This window comes from Streptomyces sp. NPDC041200, assembly GCF_055591805.1.
This window is the reverse complement of sequence record NZ_JBVIZF010000015.1, coordinates 153,933-170,427: the sequence shown is the minus strand read 5'-3', so window position 1 is coordinate 170,427 and position 16,495 is coordinate 153,933. Positions and strand designations below refer to the sequence as shown.

The following is a 16,495-nucleotide window of genomic DNA, read 5'->3' as shown; positions in this document are numbered from 1 at the left end:
CCCGTCAGCCCATGTCATGCACCTGACCCCGTAGGTCGTAGCCCCCGGTAGCCCCGTACGAAAGGTGAGAGCGACATGCCCCCGATTCCCCGGCGCAACCTCCTCAAGGCCGCCGCCGCCACCGGCGCCACCGTCCCGTTCTCCTGGATGCTCGCGCGGAACGCCCCGCAGGCGGCCGCCGCGGAGCGGGACAAGGCCACCGGCGAACCCACGAAGATCACCTGGCTGGAGGACGGCGGCCTCGGCGCCGCCGCGGGCAGCACCTTCGGTGTCCCCTGGCCCAAGGGCGCCCACCCCGCCGACCAGGCGTTCGCGCTCACCACGGCCGACGGCAAGGACGTCCCCCTGCAGACCTGGGCCACCGCCTACTGGCCCGACGGCTCGCTCAAGTGGACCGCCCACGCGGCGGGGGAGGGGCTGGGCGGCGGCAGCGCGTACCGGCTCACCACCGGTGAGCCCGCCGCACCCGCCAAGAAGGTCACCGTCACCGAGAAGGGCGGCAGGATCACCGTCGACACCGGCGTGATCAAGGCCGTGATCGGCAAGGACGGCGAGAAGCTCGTACGCTCCGTCACCCGCGGCAGCACCGAGATCGCCCGCGACGGCCGCCTCGTCCTGCTCCGCCAGGGCGACATCGACGACGGCGACCACGGCAGCGCCAAGTGGGACCGGTTCGACGGCGAGATCAGCGCCGCCAAGGTCGAGCAGAAGGGCCCCGTCCGCGCCGTCGTCCGCATCGACGGCAAGCACCGCAAGGGCGGCCGCGGCTGGCTCCCCTTCAGCGTCCGGCTCTACTTCTACGCGGGCGCCGACTCGTTCCGCATGGTGCACACGATCACCTTCGACGGCGATCAGGCCGCCGGTCATGAGTCAGGGGACTTCATCCGCGGCCTCGGCGTCCGCTTCTCGGTCCCCATGCGCGACGAGGCGTACGACCGCCACATCCGCATCGCGGGCGAGGACAAGGGATTCCTCACCGAGGCCGTCAAGGGCATCACCGGACTGCGCCGCGACCCCGGCGCCAGCGTTCGCAAGGCCCAGGTCAACGGCGAGAAGCTGGCCGACCCCGCCACCTGGGACCAGCGGGTCACCAGCCGGCTGCACCTCATCCCCACCTGGGGCGACTACACCCTCTCCCAGCTCTCCGCCGACGGCTTCACCCTGCGCAAGCGCACCAAGCCGGGCCACGGCTGGATCCCCGCGGGCGGCGGACGCCGGGCGTCCGGCTTCGGCTACGTCGGCGGGGTCAGCGGCGGGCTCTCCTTCGGACTGCGCGACTTCTGGGAGAAGTTCCCCGCCCAGCTCGACATCCGCGGCGCGGCGGGCGACGAGGCCGAGGTCACCCTGTGGCTCTGGTCGCCCGAGGCCCAGCCCATGGACCTGCGCTTCTACCACGACGGCCTGGGCCAGGACACGTACGCCGAACAGCTGGAGGGCCTCAACATCACGTACGAGGACTACGAGCCGAAGTTCGGCACTCCGTACGGCATCGCCCGCACCAGCGAGCTGACCTTCTGGGCCAACGCCGCGACCCCCGACGCCGACACCCTCGTCCAGCAGGCCGCCGCCCTGCGCACCCCGCCGCAACTCGTCTGCGGACCCGCCGACCTGGTCCGCGCCAAGGTCTTCGGCGGGCTCTTCTCACCCGTCGACCGCTCCACCGCCGCCAAGGCGAAGATCGAGGACCGGCTCGACTTCCTCTTCGAGTACCACAAGGGCCAAGTCGAACAGCGCCGCTGGTACGGGTTCTGGGACTACGGCGACATCATGCACACGTACGACGAGAACCGGCACCAGTGGCGATACGACATCGGCGGCTACGCCTGGGACAACTCCGAACTCTCGCCCGACCTCTGGCTCTGGCTCGCGTACCTGCGCTCCGGTCGCTCCGACATCTACCGCTTCGCCGAGGCCATGACCCGGCACACCGGCGAGGTCGACGCCTACCACCTCGGCAAGTGGACCGGGCTCGGCACCCGCCACGGCGTCCAGCACTTCGCCGACAGCGCCAAGCAGCAGCGCATCTCCACCGCCCTCTACCGCCGCTACCTCTACTACCTCACCGCCGACGAGCGGATCGGCGACATCATGCACGCCCTCGTCGACTCCGACGAGTCCTTCCTCGTCCTCGACCCGCAGCGCAAGGTCCGCCCCGACCCCGACTACAAGCCCGACCGGCACGCCCTGTCCATCGGCTTCGGCACCGACTGGAGCGGACTGGCGGGCGCCTGGCTCACCGAATGGGAGCGGCGCGGCCCGCAGGCCGACAAGGCCGAGGCCCGGCTGCGCAGCACCATGGAGACCATCGCCGCCCAGACCAACGGCTTCGTCCAGGGCGCCGCGCTGTACGACCTCGACACCGGCAAGTACGCCATCGACGACAAGCCCAAGGTCAGCGTCTCTCACCTGTCCGCCGTCTTCGGCCTGGTCGAGGTGTGCGCCGAGGTGATCGACCTGATCGACCACCCGGCGTTCAAGGAGGCCTGGCTGGACTACTGCCGCTACTTCAACGCCACCAAGGCCGAGCAGAAGGCCCGCTACGGCACCGACTTCGGCTCGCTGATCCTGGTCCAGGGCCACTCCCGGCTCGACGCCTACGCCGCCGTCCAGCTCAAGGACGACAAGCTGGCCGCCCGCGCCTGGCAGAAGTTCACCGAATTCCACGAGGGCGACGGCTACCCGGACGCCTCCGTCAGCTGGAAGACGGTCAAGGTCGACGGTCCGGACGTGCTGGTGCCCGGCGTCGAGGCGGCCTGGGTGAGCACCAACGCCACCGCGCAGTACGGCCTCGCCGCCATTCAGAACCTCGCGCTGGTGGGGGACAAGCTGCCCGGCTAGCGGGGGCCACCGGGGTACTAACGTAAGGACATGGACTGGTGCCACTACCGCTTCCACAGCCGATGGGACCTCGACGCACCGCCCGCCGCCGTCTTTGCGGCGCTGGCGGACGGCGATGGTTACCCGCGGTGGTGGCCCCAGGTCCGTGAGGTGGGCCGGATCGACGACCGCACCGGCACCGCCCGCTTCCGCTCCCTCGTCCCGTACGACCTGAACCTCACCGTCACCGAGGCGCACCGGGACCCCGCCCTCGGCATTCTGCGGGTCACCTTCTCCGGCGACCTGGAGGGCTGGGCCCGCTGGACGGTCACGGCGCGCGGCACGGGCACCCGCGCCCTGTTCGAGCAGGACGTGGTCGCGCGCAAGCCGCTGCTCCGCCGCTTCGCGGTGCTCGGACGGCCGCTGTTCCGCGCCAACCACGCCCTGATGATGCGCGCCGGGTGCCGCGGACTGCGGGCCCGGCTGGCCGGGCGGGCGGGCGCGCGGGGGCCCGGCCGGAATCCGGTTTGAACCACACCTCGCCCGACCTGTATTGTTCAGGTCGTTCCACCGGGGGAGACACCGGAAGAACACCCGGGCGATTAGCTCAGCGGGAGAGCGCTTCGTTCACACCGAAGAGGTCACTGGTTCGAACCCAGTATCGCCCACCCTTCCGGGGCCGGACCGCCAGCAGGCGGTCCGGCCCCGGTGTTTTCCGGGCTTGCCACCACCGGAGATGGGTACCCGCCCGCACACCGCGGATGAATCGGAGGGGAAGCCCATGGCCGCCGTCGCCACCACAGCCGTCCTGTCCCTGGACTGCGCCGAGCCCGAAGAGCTGGCCGAGTTCTACGCCACCCTGCTCGGCGCCGAGATCACGCCGGTCACCAGCCTCGACCGGATCGACATCGTCGTCCCCGACGGGACGCGCATGTCCTTCCTCCGCGACCACGGCTACGCCCCGCCGAGCTGGCCCCGGCCGGACGACTCCCAGCAGGCCCACCTGGAACTCCTGGTCGACGACATGGACGCCGCCGAACGCCAGATCGTCGACCTGGGGGCACGCCCGCTGGACACCAAGGACAACGGCGGCCCGAACGACATCCGCCTCTACTCCGACCCGGCCGGGCACCCGTTCAGGCTCCGCACGCCCCCGCGCTAGACAGCCGCCAGACCGCGGTAGGCAGCCGCTAGGCCGCGGCCGGGAGGTCCGGCCGTAGCGGCCACGCCGGGTCGCAGACCTCGTCCGAGCCGTTGAGCGCGAACCAGGCCTGGAGACCGCGCGCCTGCGCCGCGTACCAGACCGTCTGCCGGGCGTGCAGCTCACTGGGCGTCAGCTTCTCCAGCCGTGACGCGAAGCGGCGGCCCACCGCCCGGACGACCTCCAGGGCGGCCGTCGCGTCCGCCGCCGCGTCATGCGCGCCCGTCAGCTCGACCCCGTAGTGCGCGCACAGGTCGGTGAGCGTGCGGCGCCCCTTGCGATAGCGGTCCAGGTGCTTGTCCAGCACCCGGGGATCGAGGACGGACAGCGAACGCAGCGACAGATACGTCGCCAGGGTGGCATTGCGATGCCGCTTCAACTCGCGGTCCAGCAGCGTCAGATCGAACGGTGCGTTCATCACCACCACCGGGGTGCCCCGCGTCGTCTGCTCGGCGAGCGCCCGCGCCACCTCGTCCATCACCGGTGCGGGCCACCGGCCGTGCCGCTGCAGATGCGCGTCGGTCAGCCCGTGTATCTCGGTCGCCGCACGCGGCACCGGTATGCCCGGGCTCACCAGCCAGCGTCGCACCTCCGGCAGACTCCCCGTGCCCCGCTGGACGACGAGAGCGGCCGAGACGATCCGGTCGTGCTCGACGTCGATCCCGGTCGTCTCCGTGTCGAACGCGGCGAGCGGCCCCTCGAACCAGGACGACATGGCCTCAACTCCTCGTGCATATGTGCCCCATGACCTCCGGATCCCGCCCCGACCTGGTGATACCCGGAGGGAGGTGGCCGAACCACCACTGTTTGCACGGCATCTGACGGGGAGACAACACAGATGTACGGACACCGGCGACGACCGGAAGGCGTCACATCATGGCGCTCGCGCAGCCCGAACCGGCCCCGTCGGCGAGCGGTCTGCTGCCCGGGCGGACCGCATCCTCGCGTGGCCACATCGCCACCACCGCCTGCATGGAGACCCTGCAGGTCGGCTATCTGCACGCGGTCGCGGCGGCCGCGGGCTGCTCGCTCGCGCAGCCCTTCCCGGACCACGGCATCGACTGGCACGTCAGCCACAGCGCGCCCGGCCACGTGGCGGACGACGAGGTGACGATCAAGGTGCAGCTGAAGGCCACGTACCAGCTGGCGCCGCATCCGCCCGGTCCGACCTTCGCGTTCACCCTCGACAACGATCACCTGGTCAAGCTCGCCCGCAGCCCGGTCTCCGTGCACAAGATCCTCGTGGTGATGATCGTGCCGCGTGGCCGGGACGACTGGATACGGGCCGGGCACGACCGTCTGGCACTGCGGCACTGCTGCTACTGGATCAACCTGGCGGGCCACCCGGTGACGGGCCGCCGCCGGACCACCGTGCGGATCCCGACCTCGCGGATCTTCGACGATCGCGCCCTCTGCGAGATCATGACCCGGGTCGGGGCGGGAGGGAGACCCTGATGGACCGCGACCCCCTGCGCGACCCTCCAGCGAACCGCGACCCCATCCCCGCGCCCCGCCCCGACGAGGTGGACCCCGCCGTCCTCGGCGCCCTGCTCGCGCGGCACGGCTGGCACCGCCGCGGCGGCGCCCAGGGCCGGTACGCCCGCTGGACGCCCCCGGGCGAGGTGCCCGGCACCAGCCTGCTCGTGCCCGAGAACCGCGACTTCCCCGACAGCGGCGACCTCCTCGGCGAGGCGCTGCTCGCCCTGGCCCGCAGCGCCGCGCCCTCCGCCCGCGACGTGCTCACCGGCCTCGCCGTGCCCAGCGACGAGATCCGCTGGTGGCGCGAGGTGCCCGAGCCGCCGGTGCCCGGGTCGTTGGTGCCCGGGGCGCGCGGCGGCACCGCCGCCTGGCCCGCGCAGGAGCGGCTGCGCGCCGCCGCCCGGGCCACCCTGCTGGCCGGGGCGCTCGCCGCCCGCGCCAGGGCCGGGTACTACGGCGCGCGGCACCGCAGGGCGGCCGAGGCGTCCCTGGAGCACGTGCTGACCGGCCCCGCGGGCGCCGTGTCCGGCGGCCACCAGCTGACCGTCTTCGTCCCCGTCGAGGACGGCCGGGCCACCACCGCCACCCTGCTGCGCGCCCTGTACGCGCTGCGTGACGCCGTCGACTACCGGCGGACCACCGGCGGCCTGGAGGCGTTCGACGCGGCCGTGGCGGCGGGGGTGAGCCGCGAGCTGACCGAGGCCGTCATCACGCTGGTCCAGGGCACCGAGGGCGCCCGCGTGGCCCTGGAGTGGTCACCGGCCGCCGGTCCACCGCCGGGGCTCTCCACCCGGCCCGAACCGGTCGAGTTCACGCCCGGCGACCTGCCGGGGCTGCGCGAGGCCGGGGCCCGCTACGTACGGGACGAGCCGTCCGTACCCGTGCGGGTCACCGGCGCCGTGGTGCGCCTGGGCCGCGCCGGGCCGGGCGGCCCCGGGACGGTGCGGCTGCGGGTGCTGGCCGGGGCGGACGTGGCGAAGCTTCGGATCGTGCTGGACGAGGACGACTACCGGATCGCGGGCCATGCCCATCTGGTCGGCCTCCCGATCCGGGTGAGCGGGCGGCTGGAGAGCCGCGGCGGCTTCCGGCGGCTGAGCGGGGCCGGTGGCGTCACCCCGGTGCGGGTGGACGACGCGGAGCGGGACCGACTGCTCAAGTCGCTCCAGGAGAACCTGGACTTCTTCGAGGAGGCGTGCGGCGAGGAGGCGTGCGGCGACCCCTGATCGCGCCGGGGCGCCGCCTTCCCCGAGCGCGCGGACAACCGTTTCGCGGTCGGGCCTGTCGGCTCGGTACGATTCTCGCTGCGCGGCAATCGCCGCGGGTAGCGATCCTTCAGTCAGGAGAGACCGGTGTCAGACGTCCGTGTGATCATCCAACGCGATTCCGAGCGGGAAGAGCGCGTGGTGACGACGGGCACTACGGCGGCGGACCTCTTCGCCGGCGACCGCTCGATCGTCGCCGCGCGCGTGGCCGGGCAGCTGAAGGACCTGGCGTACGAGCCCGCCGACGGCGAAGAGATCGAGCCGGTGGAGATCACCAGCCAGGACGGGCTGGACATCCTGCGCCACTCGACCGCGCATGTGATGGCGCAGGCCGTGCAGGAGCTGTTCCCGGAGGCCAAGCTCGGCATCGGCCCGCCGATCAAGGACGGCTTCTACTACGACTTCGACGTCGAGACCCCGTTCCAGCCGGAGGATCTCAAGCGCATCGAGAAGAAGATGCAGGAGATCCAGAAGCGGGGCCAGAAGTTCTCCCGCCGCGCGGTCACCGACGAGGCCGCGCGCGAGGAGCTGGCCGCCGAGCCGTACAAGCTGGAGCTGATCGGGCTCAAGGGGTCGGCCGCTGATGCCGCCGAGGGCGCCTCCGCCGAGGTCGGCGCGGGCGAGCTGACCATCTACGACAACCTCGACGCGAAGTCCGGCGAGCTGTGCTGGAAGGACCTGTGCCGCGGCCCGCACCTGCCGACCACCCGCACCATCCCGGCCTTCAAGCTGATGCGCAGCGCCGCCGCCTACTGGCGCGGCAGCGAGAAGAACCCGCAGCTCCAGCGGATCTACGGCACCGCCTGGCCGACCAAGGACGAGCTGAAGGCGTACCTGGAGTTCCTGGCGGAGGCCGAGAAGCGCGACCACCGCAAGCTGGGCGCGGAGCTGGACCTGTTCTCCTTCCCGGACGAGCTGGGCTCGGGCCTGGCGGTGTTCCACCCGCGCGGTGGCGTGATCCGCAAGGAGATGGAGGACTACTCGCGGAAGCGGCACGAGGAGTCGGGGTACGAGTTCGTCAACACCCCGCACATCACCAAGGCCAAGCTCTTCGAGACCTCCGGCCACCTGCCGCACTACATGGACGGCATGTTCCCGCCCATGGAGTTCGAGGGGCAGGACTACTACCTCAAGGCCATGAACTGCCCGATGCACAACCTGATCTTCAGGGCGCGCGGGCGGTCCTACCGTGAGCTGCCGCTGCGGCTGTTCGAGTTCGGCACGGTCTACCGGTACGAGAAGTCCGGCGTCGTCCACGGCCTGACCCGGGCCCGGGGCTTCACCCAGGACGACTCGCACATCTACTGCACCAAGGAGCAGATGGCCGATGAGCTGGACAATCTGCTCACCTTCGTGCTGGACCTGCTCCGCGACTACGGCCTGAGCGACTTCTATCTGGAGCTGTCCACCCGGGACGACTCCGACAAGTTCATGGGCGAGCCGCAGCAGTGGGAGGAAGCCACCGAGGAGCTGCGCAAGGCCGCTGAGAAGCAGGGCCTGGAGCTGGTCATGGACCCGGGCGGCGCGGCCTTCTACGGCCCGAAGATCTCGGTCCAGGCGCGGGACGCGATCGGCCGTACCTGGCAGATGTCGACCATCCAGGTCGACTTCAACCAGCCCGCCCGGTTCAACCTGGAGTACACAGCGGCCGACGGCTCGCGCCAGCAGCCCGTCATGCTCCACCGGGCGCTGTTCGGGTCGATCGAGCGCTTCTTCGCGGTCCTGCTGGAGCACTACGCGGGCGCCTTCCCGGCCTGGCTCGCCCCGGTCCAGGCGGTGGGCATCCCGATCGGCGACGGCCATGTGCCGTACCTGGAGGAGTTCGCAGCCCAGGCGCGGGCGAAGGGCCTGCGGGTGGAGGTCGACTCGTCGTCCGACCGGATGCAGAAGAAGATCCGCAACGCCCAGAAGTCCAAGGTCCCGTTCATGGTCATCGCCGGTGACGAGGACGTGGCGGCCGGGGCCGTCAGCTTCCGCTACCGCGACGGCTCCCAGAAGAACGGGATCCCGATCGCCGAGGCGATCGCCGAGATCGTCGACGCAGTGGAGCGCCGGGTCCAGGTGTGACCCGAACCCGAGGGGCGGCTCCCGTACCGGGGCCGCCCCTCGGGGCACCCCCATCCGCCGGGGACGAATATGCTGGCCCGCATGACGAGTGAGCCGGAACAGCAGATCGGAGTGGGAACGCCGGACGCGTTCCAGCGCCTGTGGACGCCCCACCGGATGGCGTACATCCAGGGCGAGAACAAGCCCACCGGCCCGGGGGCGGGCGATGGCTGTCCGTTCTGCTCCATCCCGGACAAGTCCGACGAGGACGGCTTGATCATCGCCCGGGGGGAGCGCGTCTACGCCGTGCTCAACCTGTACCCGTACACCGGCGGTCACCTCATGATCGTCCCGTTCCGGCACCTGGCCGACTACACCGAGCTGGACGCCGAGGAAACGATCGAGCTGGCGGAGTTCACCAAGACCGCCATGACCGCGCTGCGCACCGCCTCGGGTGCGCACGGTTTCAACATCGGACTCAACCAGGGCACCGTCGCCGGGGCCGGGATCGCCGCCCATCTGCACCAGCACGTGGTGCCCCGCTGGGGCGGCGACAGCAACTTCATGCCGGTCATCGGCCGCACCAAGGTGCTGCCGCAACTTTTGGCCGACACCCGCCGGTTGCTCGCCGACGCTTGGCCTAATCCGTAACGCACCCCGGGCCATGGGCCCGGCGGCACCGCCGCCGGGCCCCGCGACTTACGCGTCGTAGAGATCGGCCTTCTTCGGGGAGGCGTCCTGGACCTGGCCGCTGAGGGTCAGCGAGCGGTTGCCGAAGCGCTCGGTGTCCACACCGTGGTGCTTGAGCACGCCGATCGCCGCCTCGTGGACCACCCGCAGCACGGGGGCCGCCGTCCGCAGCGCGTCGTCCGCCATGAAGCGGTGCCGCCAGGGCTTGTCGGCCCAGGCGTGCCGCAGCCCGAACGGCTCGGGCAGCACCAGCTTGCCGCCGAGGTGGTCGAGGATCGGCGGGTACCAGGTGAAGGGGGCGCGCGCGGCGAGCCGCACCACCTCCTGGGGCTTCACGAGCGGCAGCGGGACCGACTTGGTCTCCCAGAACCGGAAGGTCTTGGGGACCGTCTTCGAGGGCGCTGAGGGCTTGCCGAAGAACAGCGGGTTCACCGGGCCCAGCGCATGCCCGGTGACCTCGATCCGCAGCGTCTTGTGCAGCAGCGTCACCGTGATCATGAGCGTGATCACCAACTGGCCGTCCCACAGCACGAACTGCACGCCCAGGTAGTGCCGGTCACCGGCGCCGAACTGCTGCTGATCGCAGATCCGCTGCAGCTCGACGCCCTTTATCTGGAAACCCTCCTCCTCGGAGGTGCCGCCGCGCTCGACCGACTTGGCGCCCTCGGTGATGGCGGAGACCACCCAGTGGCGCACCTGCGGCGCGGCGGTGAAGCCGCCGGTGTGCAGCGGGGTGCGCTCCAGCAGGCGCAGCTGGTCGTGGATCGCCCGTATGACGTCCCAGCTGCGGAAGGGGTCGATCTCCTTGTCGGGGTCGGCCGACACCAGGTCCTCGGCGAGCTGCCAGCTGCCCCAGCGGGTGCCCATCCCGAGTATGCCCTTGGCGCCGGCGTAGAAGACCACGTTGCTGTACTGCTCGGCGGTGAGCTTGTGCAGCGACTTGCGCAGCACCTCGGCGGAGGTCTGGCCCGGGTGGTTGGGCACCGTCTCGGGCACCTTGGCGCCGACTCCGGTGCCCGAGACCAGCCCTCCCCAGTAGTCCCGCAGCTCCTTGGCGGTGCGCTCACAGATCTGCTTGGCGATGTACCAGCCGATCACCGGGGCGACCACCACGCCCCGCAGGTATATGCCCCAGAAGCCGCTGAACGGCAGCTTGATCAGGAAGATGACGACGAAGATGCCGAGCGCGGCCATCAGGGCGGTCCCCAGCGCTCCCATCCGCTTGTCCTGGGCACCGGCCACCGAGCGGCGGAGCTGGAAGGCGCCGAGCCACAGCAGCGCTCCGGGGAGGAACAGCAGCCCGAAGATCACCATGACGACGGTGAGGCGGGCGTCCCGGACCTTACGGATCCGGTTGGCGGCCAGACAGTGCTCGACGATCGTCTGGGGCTCGGTGCCGAAGGACTGGATCACCTGGTTGCGGCCGCCGCCGAGCATGCGCAGCTGGACGGCGCGCGAGAACGCCTCGCCCAGGTTCGGCTCGAACAGCGAGATCTTCGGTGCCTTCACCTCCGAGACCGTCCACTCGGAGTTGGCCTCCAACAGCTTCGCCACCGGGTCGTCGCGGTAGGCGGCGGAGGCGAGCGCCTGTGTCGCCGCCGTCTCTCCCGCCGACCCGGACAGGGGCACCTGTGCCCCTGGGCTGAAATCGAATCCGTCCGTCACCAACGCCCCCAATACCGCACGCTGTTTGCGCTGCGACCTCAGCGTATAGGGGGTGCGTACCACCTGTCGCCAGGGCGTGGTGGCCTGTGGAAAACTTCCCCGCTCACGGGCGCGCGCCGCCCAACGCCCGCCCCGGTCGGGGCAGGCGGCGGGCGACGGCCCGTGAACTACGCCCCGGCCCCGGCCCGTTCGCCGCGCATCCGCTCCGCGATCTGCGGCGGCATCGGCTCGTGCCGGGCGTACGAGCGGCTGAACCGCCCGGTGCCGTGCGACAGCGACCGCAGGTCGACCGCGTACCGGCCGATCTCGATTTCCGGGACCTCCGCCTGGATCAGGGTCCGGCCACCGCCCGACTGCTCGGTGCCCACGACCCGGCCCCGCCGCCCGGACAGGTCGCTCATGACGGCGCCGACATAGTCGTCGGAGATCAGGACGCCGACCTTGACCACCGGCTCCAGCAGCTCGATCCAGGTGTCGGCGGCCGCCTCGCGCAGGGCGAGCGCGCCCGCCGTCTGGAACGCGGCGTCGGAGGAGTCCACCGAGTGCGCCTTGCCGTCCAGCAGCGTGATCCGCACGTCGACCAGCGGGCTCCCGGTGGAGACACCGCGCGCCGCCTGGGCCCGGATGCCCTTCTCGACGGACGGGATGAACTGCCGGGGGACCGCGCCGCCGACGACCTTGTCCACGAACTCGATGCCGGAGCCGCCCGGCAGCGGCTCCACCTCGATCTCGCAGATCGCGTACTGGCCGTGCCCGCCGGACTGCTTGACGTGCCGCCCGCGCCCGGAGGATTTGCTTCCGAACGTCTCGCGCAGCGCCACCTTGTACGGGACGGCGTCCACCTGTACCCCGTAGCGGGCGCGCAGCCGCTCCAGCGCGACGTCCATATGGGCCTCGCCCAGGCACCACAGCACCACCTGGTGGGTGTCCGGGTTCTGCTCCAGCCGCATCGTCGGGTCCTCGGCCACCAGCCGTGACAGGCCCAGTGACAGCTTGTCCTCGTCCGCCTTGCTGTGCGCCTCGATGGCGACGGGCAGCAGCGGGTCGGGCATCTGCCAGGGCTCCATGAGCAGCGGCCGGTCCTTGGCCGAAAGGGTGTCCCCGGTCTCGGCGCGGGTCAGCTTGGCGACGCACGCCAGATCGCCCGCGATGGCCTGGGACAGCGTGCGCTGCTGCTTGCCGAACGGCGTGGACAGGGCGCCCACCCGCTCGTCCACGTCGTGGTCCTCATGGCCGCGGTCCTCCAGGCCGTGCCCCGAGACGTGCACCGTCTCGTCCGGGCGCAGCGTCCCGGAGAAGACCCGGACCAGCGAGATCCGGCCGACGTAGGGATCGGAGGAGGTCTTGACGACCTCGGCGGCCAGCGGGCCGTCCGGGTCGCAGGTCAGCGCCGGGCACGCGGCGCCCTGCGGGGTGGTGACCTCGGGTGCCTCGCGTTCCAGCGGGGTCGGGAAGCCGCGGGTGATCAGCTCCAGCAGCTCGGTGGTGCCGAGGCCCTGCCGGGAGCCTCCGGCGGCGGGCGCGGCGGCCAGCACGGGGTGGAAGCTGCCGCGCGCGACGGCCTTCTCCAGGTCGTCGATCAGTGTCTTGACGTCGATCTCCTCGCCGCCCAGATAGCGGTCCATGAGGGTCTCGTCCTCGCTCTCGGCGATGATCCCCTCGATGAGCCGGGCGCGGGCCTCCGAGACCAGGGGGACCTGGCCGTCGGTGGGCGGGGTCTCGGTCCGCGACCCCGAGGAGTAGTCGTAGACCCGCTGGGAGAGCAGGCCGATCAGCCCGGTCACCGGGGCGTGCCCGTCCGGGGCCGGTTCGCCGCGCAGCGGCAGGTAGAGCGGCAGGACGGCGTCGGGGTCGTCGCCGCCGAAGGTCTGGCGGCAGATCTCCGTCATCTCCTCGAAGCTGGCGCGGGCCGCCTCCAGGTGTGTGATCACGATGGCGCGCGGCATCCCGACCGCCGCGCACTCCTCCCACACCATGCGGGTGGCGCCCGCGATGCCCACCGCGTCCTGGGCCGCCGAAACGACGAAGAGGGCCGCGTCCGCTGCCCGCAGACCGGCCCTCAGCTCCCCGACGAAGTCGGCGTATCCCGGAGTGTCCAGGAGATTGATTTTCACCCCGCCCCATTCGACGGGGACCAGCGACAGCTGTACCGAGCGCTGCTGCCGGTGCTCGATCTCGTCGTAGTCGGAGAGGCAGCCGCCGTCCTCGACCCGGCCTGCACGGTTGATCGCGCCGGTCGACAGCGCCAGGGCCTCCACGAGTGTCGTCTTCCCGGACCCGCTGTGGCCGACCAGCACCACATTCCGCAGGGAGCTGGGCCGGTCGGCCGCCGCTGCCCTTCCGGCGGCCCCTGGGTGTGTGTTCGTCTTCTCGCCCATGTGTCTCGCCTCCCGGTCGACACCTTGCGATACTTCGAGCTTTCCACCGAGGTCACGGTGCGTCCATACGTCGCACACCGGGGCGTCACGCGGGAGGGGCGTGGGAGCGGTCCGACAGGTGCGCGGCGCCCTGGTAGCGCCTGGCTACGATGGGCCCGCCGGTGGCCTCTTGGCCATCCGGCCCGTATCGACCCACCGGGAAGGCCATGCTGAACAAGTACGCGCGTGCTTTCTTCACGCGTGTTCTCACACCGTTCGCCGCCCTGCTCATCCGCCTCGGCGTCAGCCCGGACGCGGTGACCCTCACTGGAACCGGTGGTGTGATCGCGGGAGCGCTGGTCTTCTACCCCCGCGGCGAGTTCTTCTGGGGCACCGTCGTCATCACGCTCTTCGTCTTCTCGGACCTGGTCGACGGCAATATGGCGCGGCAACTGGGCCGCTCCAGCCGCTGGGGCGCGTTCCTGGACTCGACGCTGGACCGGGTCGCCGACGGGGCGATCTTCGGCGGTCTGGCGTTGTGGTATGCGGGCGGCGGCGACGACAATGTGTTGTGTGCGGTGACGATCTTCTGTCTCACCAGCGGCCAGGTGGTCTCCTACACCAAGGCGCGGGGCGAGAGCATCGGGCTGCCGGTGAACGTCAACGGGCTGGTCGAGCGTGCCGAGCGGCTGGTGATCTCGCTGGTCGCCTGCGGCCTCTCGGGCCTGCACATGTTCGGTGTGCCGCACATCGAGATACTGCTTCCGATCGCGCTGTGGATCGTCGCCGTGGGCAGTGCTGTGACCCTCGTACAGCGCGTGGTCACCGTGCGCCGGGAGGCCGCCGAGGCGGACGCCACGGACCGACCGGTGACCCAGGGTGGCGAGACACGGTGAGGGAAAGGCTGACCGACGCGCTGTACGGGCTCGGCTGGAGCACGGTCAAGAAGCTTCCGGAGCCGGTCGCCGTGGCGCTCGGGCAGCGCATCGCCGATCAGGCGTGGAAGCGGCGCGGCAAGGGCGTGCTGCGCCTGGAGGCCAATCTGGCGAGGGTCGTGCCCGAAGCCTCACCGGGGCGGCTGGCCGAGCTGTCGCGGGCGGGCATGCGCTCGTACATGCGCTACTGGATGGAGTCCTTCCGGCTCCCCACGTGGAGCAGGGAGCGCATCCGCGGGGGCGTCGAGATCAAGGACGCGCACTACCTGGTCGACGGCCTGGCCAGCGGCCGCGGCGTAGTCCTCGCGCTGCCCCACATGGGCAACTACGACCTCGCCGGGGCCTGGGTCACCACCAAGCTGGAGGTGCCCTTCACCACCGTCGCGGAGCGGCTGAAGCCGGAGTCGCTGTACGACCGGTTCGTCGCCTATCGCGAGGGTCTCGGCATGGAGGTCCTGCCGCACGAGGGCGCCAGCGCGTTCGGCACGCTGGCGCGGCGGCTGCGGGCGGGCGGTCTGGTCTGTCTGGTGGCCGACCGGGATCTGTCCGCCTCCGGTGTGGAGGTGTCGTTCTTCGGCGAGTCCGCGAAGATGCCCGCGGGCCCGGCCCGGCTCGCCGCGCAGACCGGCGCGCTGCTGCTGCCGGTCACCCTGTGGTACGACGAGTCCCCGGTCATGCAGGGCCGGGTGTATCCGCCCGTCGAGGTGCCGGAGAGCGGCACCCGGGGGGAGCAGACCGCTGTCATGGCCCAGCAGGTCGCCGACGCCTTCGCCTCGGGGATCGCCGAACACCCGGAGGACTGGCACATGCTCCAGCGGCTGTGGCTGGCCGACCTGGATCACGGTCCTGGAATGGAGAAGCGTTGAGGATCGGGATCGTCTGCCCCTACTCCTGGGATGTCCCGGGCGGGGTGCAGTTCCACATCCGCGACCTGGCGGAGCACCTCATCCGGCGCGGCCACGAGGTCTCCGTCCTCGCGCCCGCGGACGACGAGACTCCGCTGCCGCCGTACGTCGTCTCCGCGGGGCGCGCGGTCCCGGTGCCGTACAACGGGTCGGTCGCCCGGCTCAACTTCGGCTTCCTGTCGGCCGCCCGGGTGCGGCGCTGGCTGCACGACGGCGCGTTCGACGTCATCCACATCCACGAGCCCACCTCGCCCTCCCTCGGGCTGCTCGCCTGCTGGGCGGCGCAGGGGCCGATCGTCGCCACCTTCCACACCTCCAACCCCCGCTCGCGGGCCATGATCGCCGCGTATCCGATCCTGCAGCCCGCCCTGGAGAAGATCAGCGCGCGGATCGCGGTCAGCGAGTACGCGCGGCGGACCCTGGTCGAGCACCTGGGCGGCGACGCCGTCGTCATCCCCAACGGCGTCGACGTGGACTTCTTCGCCGACGCCGAGCCGAAGGAGGAGTGGCAGGGCGACACGATCGGGTTCATCGGCCGCATCGACGAGCCCCGCAAGGGGCTGCCGGTGCTGATGCGCGCCCTGCCGAAGATCCTCGCCGAGCGGCCCGGGACCCGGCTGCTGGTCGCCGGCCGCGGCGACGAGAAGGAGGCGGTCGCGGGCCTGCCGGAGCGGCTGCGGGACCGGGTCGAGTTCCTGGGGATGGTCAGCGACGAGGACAAGGCGCGCTTCCTGCGCAGCGTGGACGTGTACATCGCGCCCAACACGGGCGGTGAGAGCTTCGGCATCATCCTGGTGGAGGCCATGTCCGCGGGCGCCCCGGTCCTCGCCAGCGACCTGGACGCCTTCGCCCAGGTCCTGGACGGGGGAGCGGCCGGTGAGCTGTTCGCCAATGAGGACGCGGACGCGCTGGCGGCCGCCGCGGTACGGCTGCTGGGCGACCCGAAGCGGCTCGCCGAGCTGCGCGAGCGGGGCAGCAGCCATGTGCGGCGCTTCGACTGGTCGACGGTCGGGGCGGACATCCTGTCGGTCTACGAGACGGTGACGGACGGTACGTCGTCCGTCGACGCGGACGACCGCGTCGGCCTGCTGACCCGGCTGGGACTGACCCGCGACTAGCTGTCCGGGGTCCGGCCGCG

The 16,495-nt window shown here is 71.4% G+C and carries 13 protein-coding genes and 1 tRNA gene; 11 read left to right on the top strand and 3 right to left on the bottom strand.

Annotated features, from left to right (window positions below):
- Window positions 1-75 precede the first annotated feature (75 nt).
- The 4 genes from ACZ6CL_RS28490 (at window position 76) to ACZ6CL_RS28475 (ending at window position 3,979) form a co-directional block, all read left to right on the top strand.
- Window positions 76-2,838, top strand: a complete 2,763-nt coding sequence (locus ACZ6CL_RS28490) for an exo-rhamnogalacturonan lyase family protein (RefSeq protein WP_468940449.1) — start codon at window positions 76-78, stop codon at window positions 2,836-2,838.
- A gap of 30 nt (window positions 2,839-2,868) precedes the next feature.
- Window positions 2,869-3,348 (top strand): SRPBCC family protein, encoded by a 480-nt coding sequence (locus ACZ6CL_RS28485; protein ID WP_468940443.1) that lies wholly within the window; start codon window positions 2,869-2,871, stop codon window positions 3,346-3,348.
- A 65-nt stretch (window positions 3,349-3,413) separates the two neighbouring features.
- A tRNA-Val gene (locus ACZ6CL_RS28480) sits at window positions 3,414-3,485 on the top strand.
- A 113-nt stretch (window positions 3,486-3,598) separates the two neighbouring features.
- Window positions 3,599-3,979: a VOC family protein gene (locus ACZ6CL_RS28475; RefSeq protein ID WP_468940440.1), complete on the top strand. Its 381-nt coding sequence runs from the start codon at window positions 3,599-3,601 to the stop codon at window positions 3,977-3,979.
- Between the two features lie 28 nt (window positions 3,980-4,007).
- On the opposite strand, the gene ACZ6CL_RS28470 is transcribed toward ACZ6CL_RS28475, so the two are convergent.
- Window positions 4,008-4,733 (bottom strand): exonuclease domain-containing protein, encoded by a 726-nt coding sequence (locus tag ACZ6CL_RS28470; protein ID WP_468940437.1) that lies wholly within the window; start codon window positions 4,731-4,733, stop codon window positions 4,008-4,010.
- A gap of 161 nt (window positions 4,734-4,894) precedes the next feature.
- Between ACZ6CL_RS28470 and ACZ6CL_RS28465 the strand changes: the two genes are divergently transcribed.
- From ACZ6CL_RS28465 to ACZ6CL_RS28450, 4 genes are all read left to right on the top strand, one after another.
- Window positions 4,895-5,473 carry a DUF4365 domain-containing protein gene (locus ACZ6CL_RS28465; protein WP_468940434.1) on the top strand — a complete coding sequence of 193 codons (579 nt, stop codon included), beginning with the start codon at window positions 4,895-4,897 and terminating at the stop codon, window positions 5,471-5,473.
- Window positions 5,473-6,720: a hypothetical protein gene (locus tag ACZ6CL_RS28460; RefSeq protein WP_468940433.1), complete on the top strand. Its 1,248-nt coding sequence runs from the start codon at window positions 5,473-5,475 to the stop codon at window positions 6,718-6,720. The genes ACZ6CL_RS28465 and ACZ6CL_RS28460 overlap by 1 nt, the downstream gene beginning before the upstream one ends.
- A gap of 126 nt (window positions 6,721-6,846) precedes the next feature.
- Complete coding sequence (gene thrS, locus ACZ6CL_RS28455; protein ID WP_468940430.1) at window positions 6,847-8,826, top strand: threonine--tRNA ligase; 1,980 nt, start codon at window positions 6,847-6,849, stop codon at window positions 8,824-8,826.
- A 69-nt stretch (window positions 8,827-8,895) separates the two neighbouring features.
- Window positions 8,896-9,456, top strand: a complete 561-nt coding sequence (locus ACZ6CL_RS28450) for an HIT family protein (RefSeq protein ID WP_468940428.1) — start codon at window positions 8,896-8,898, stop codon at window positions 9,454-9,456.
- Between the two features lie 48 nt (window positions 9,457-9,504).
- Here the strand turns inward: ACZ6CL_RS28450 and ACZ6CL_RS28445 are convergent, their stop codons facing one another.
- Both ACZ6CL_RS28445 and ACZ6CL_RS28440 read right to left on the bottom strand, forming a co-directional pair.
- On the bottom strand, window positions 9,505-11,160 hold the full coding sequence (locus tag ACZ6CL_RS28445; protein ID WP_468940425.1) for a hypothetical protein: 1,656 nt from the start codon (window positions 11,158-11,160) through the stop codon (window positions 9,505-9,507).
- 167 nt (window positions 11,161-11,327) lie between these two features.
- On the bottom strand, window positions 11,328-13,538 hold the full coding sequence (locus ACZ6CL_RS28440) for an elongation factor G-like protein EF-G2 (protein WP_468940422.1): 2,211 nt from the start codon (window positions 13,536-13,538) through the stop codon (window positions 11,328-11,330).
- A 206-nt stretch (window positions 13,539-13,744) separates the two neighbouring features.
- On the opposite strand from ACZ6CL_RS28440, the gene pgsA reads away from it, so the two are divergent.
- The 3 genes from pgsA to ACZ6CL_RS28425 are packed head-to-tail and all read left to right on the top strand — an operon-like array spanning window position 13,745 to window position 16,475.
- Window positions 13,745-14,413, top strand: coding sequence for a phosphatidylinositol phosphate synthase (gene pgsA / locus ACZ6CL_RS28435; RefSeq protein WP_468940419.1), 669 nt, complete (start codon window positions 13,745-13,747; stop codon window positions 14,411-14,413).
- On the top strand, window positions 14,410-15,318 hold the full coding sequence (locus ACZ6CL_RS28430) for a phosphatidylinositol mannoside acyltransferase (protein WP_468940416.1): 909 nt from the start codon (window positions 14,410-14,412) through the stop codon (window positions 15,316-15,318). The genes pgsA and ACZ6CL_RS28430 overlap by 4 nt, the downstream gene beginning before the upstream one ends.
- Window positions 15,315-16,475 carry a glycosyltransferase family 4 protein gene (locus ACZ6CL_RS28425; RefSeq protein WP_468940414.1) on the top strand — a complete coding sequence of 387 codons (1,161 nt, stop codon included), beginning with the start codon at window positions 15,315-15,317 and terminating at the stop codon, window positions 16,473-16,475. The genes ACZ6CL_RS28430 and ACZ6CL_RS28425 overlap by 4 nt, the downstream gene beginning before the upstream one ends.
- The last annotated feature ends 20 nt before the right edge of the window (window positions 16,476-16,495 follow it).

Coding starts and splice junctions, on each gene's coding strand:
- ACZ6CL_RS28490 (WP_468940449.1), top strand. CDS start 76: ATGCCCCCGATTCCCCGGCGCAACCTCCTCAAGGCCGCCGCCGCCACC.
- ACZ6CL_RS28485 (WP_468940443.1), top strand. CDS start 2,869: ATGGACTGGTGCCACTACCGCTTCCACAGCCGATGGGACCTCGACGCA.
- ACZ6CL_RS28475 (WP_468940440.1), top strand. CDS start 3,599: ATGGCCGCCGTCGCCACCACAGCCGTCCTGTCCCTGGACTGCGCCGAG.
- ACZ6CL_RS28470 (WP_468940437.1), bottom strand. CDS start 4,733: ATGTCGTCCTGGTTCGAGGGGCCGCTCGCCGCGTTCGACACGGAGACG.
- ACZ6CL_RS28465 (WP_468940434.1), top strand. CDS start 4,895: ATGGCGCTCGCGCAGCCCGAACCGGCCCCGTCGGCGAGCGGTCTGCTG.
- ACZ6CL_RS28460 (WP_468940433.1), top strand. CDS start 5,473: ATGGACCGCGACCCCCTGCGCGACCCTCCAGCGAACCGCGACCCCATC.
- ACZ6CL_RS28450 (WP_468940428.1), top strand. CDS start 8,896: ATGCTGGCCCGCATGACGAGTGAGCCGGAACAGCAGATCGGAGTGGGA.
- ACZ6CL_RS28440 (WP_468940422.1), bottom strand. CDS start 13,538: ATGGGCGAGAAGACGAACACACACCCAGGGGCCGCCGGAAGGGCAGCG.
- pgsA (WP_468940419.1), top strand. CDS start 13,745: ATGCTGAACAAGTACGCGCGTGCTTTCTTCACGCGTGTTCTCACACCG.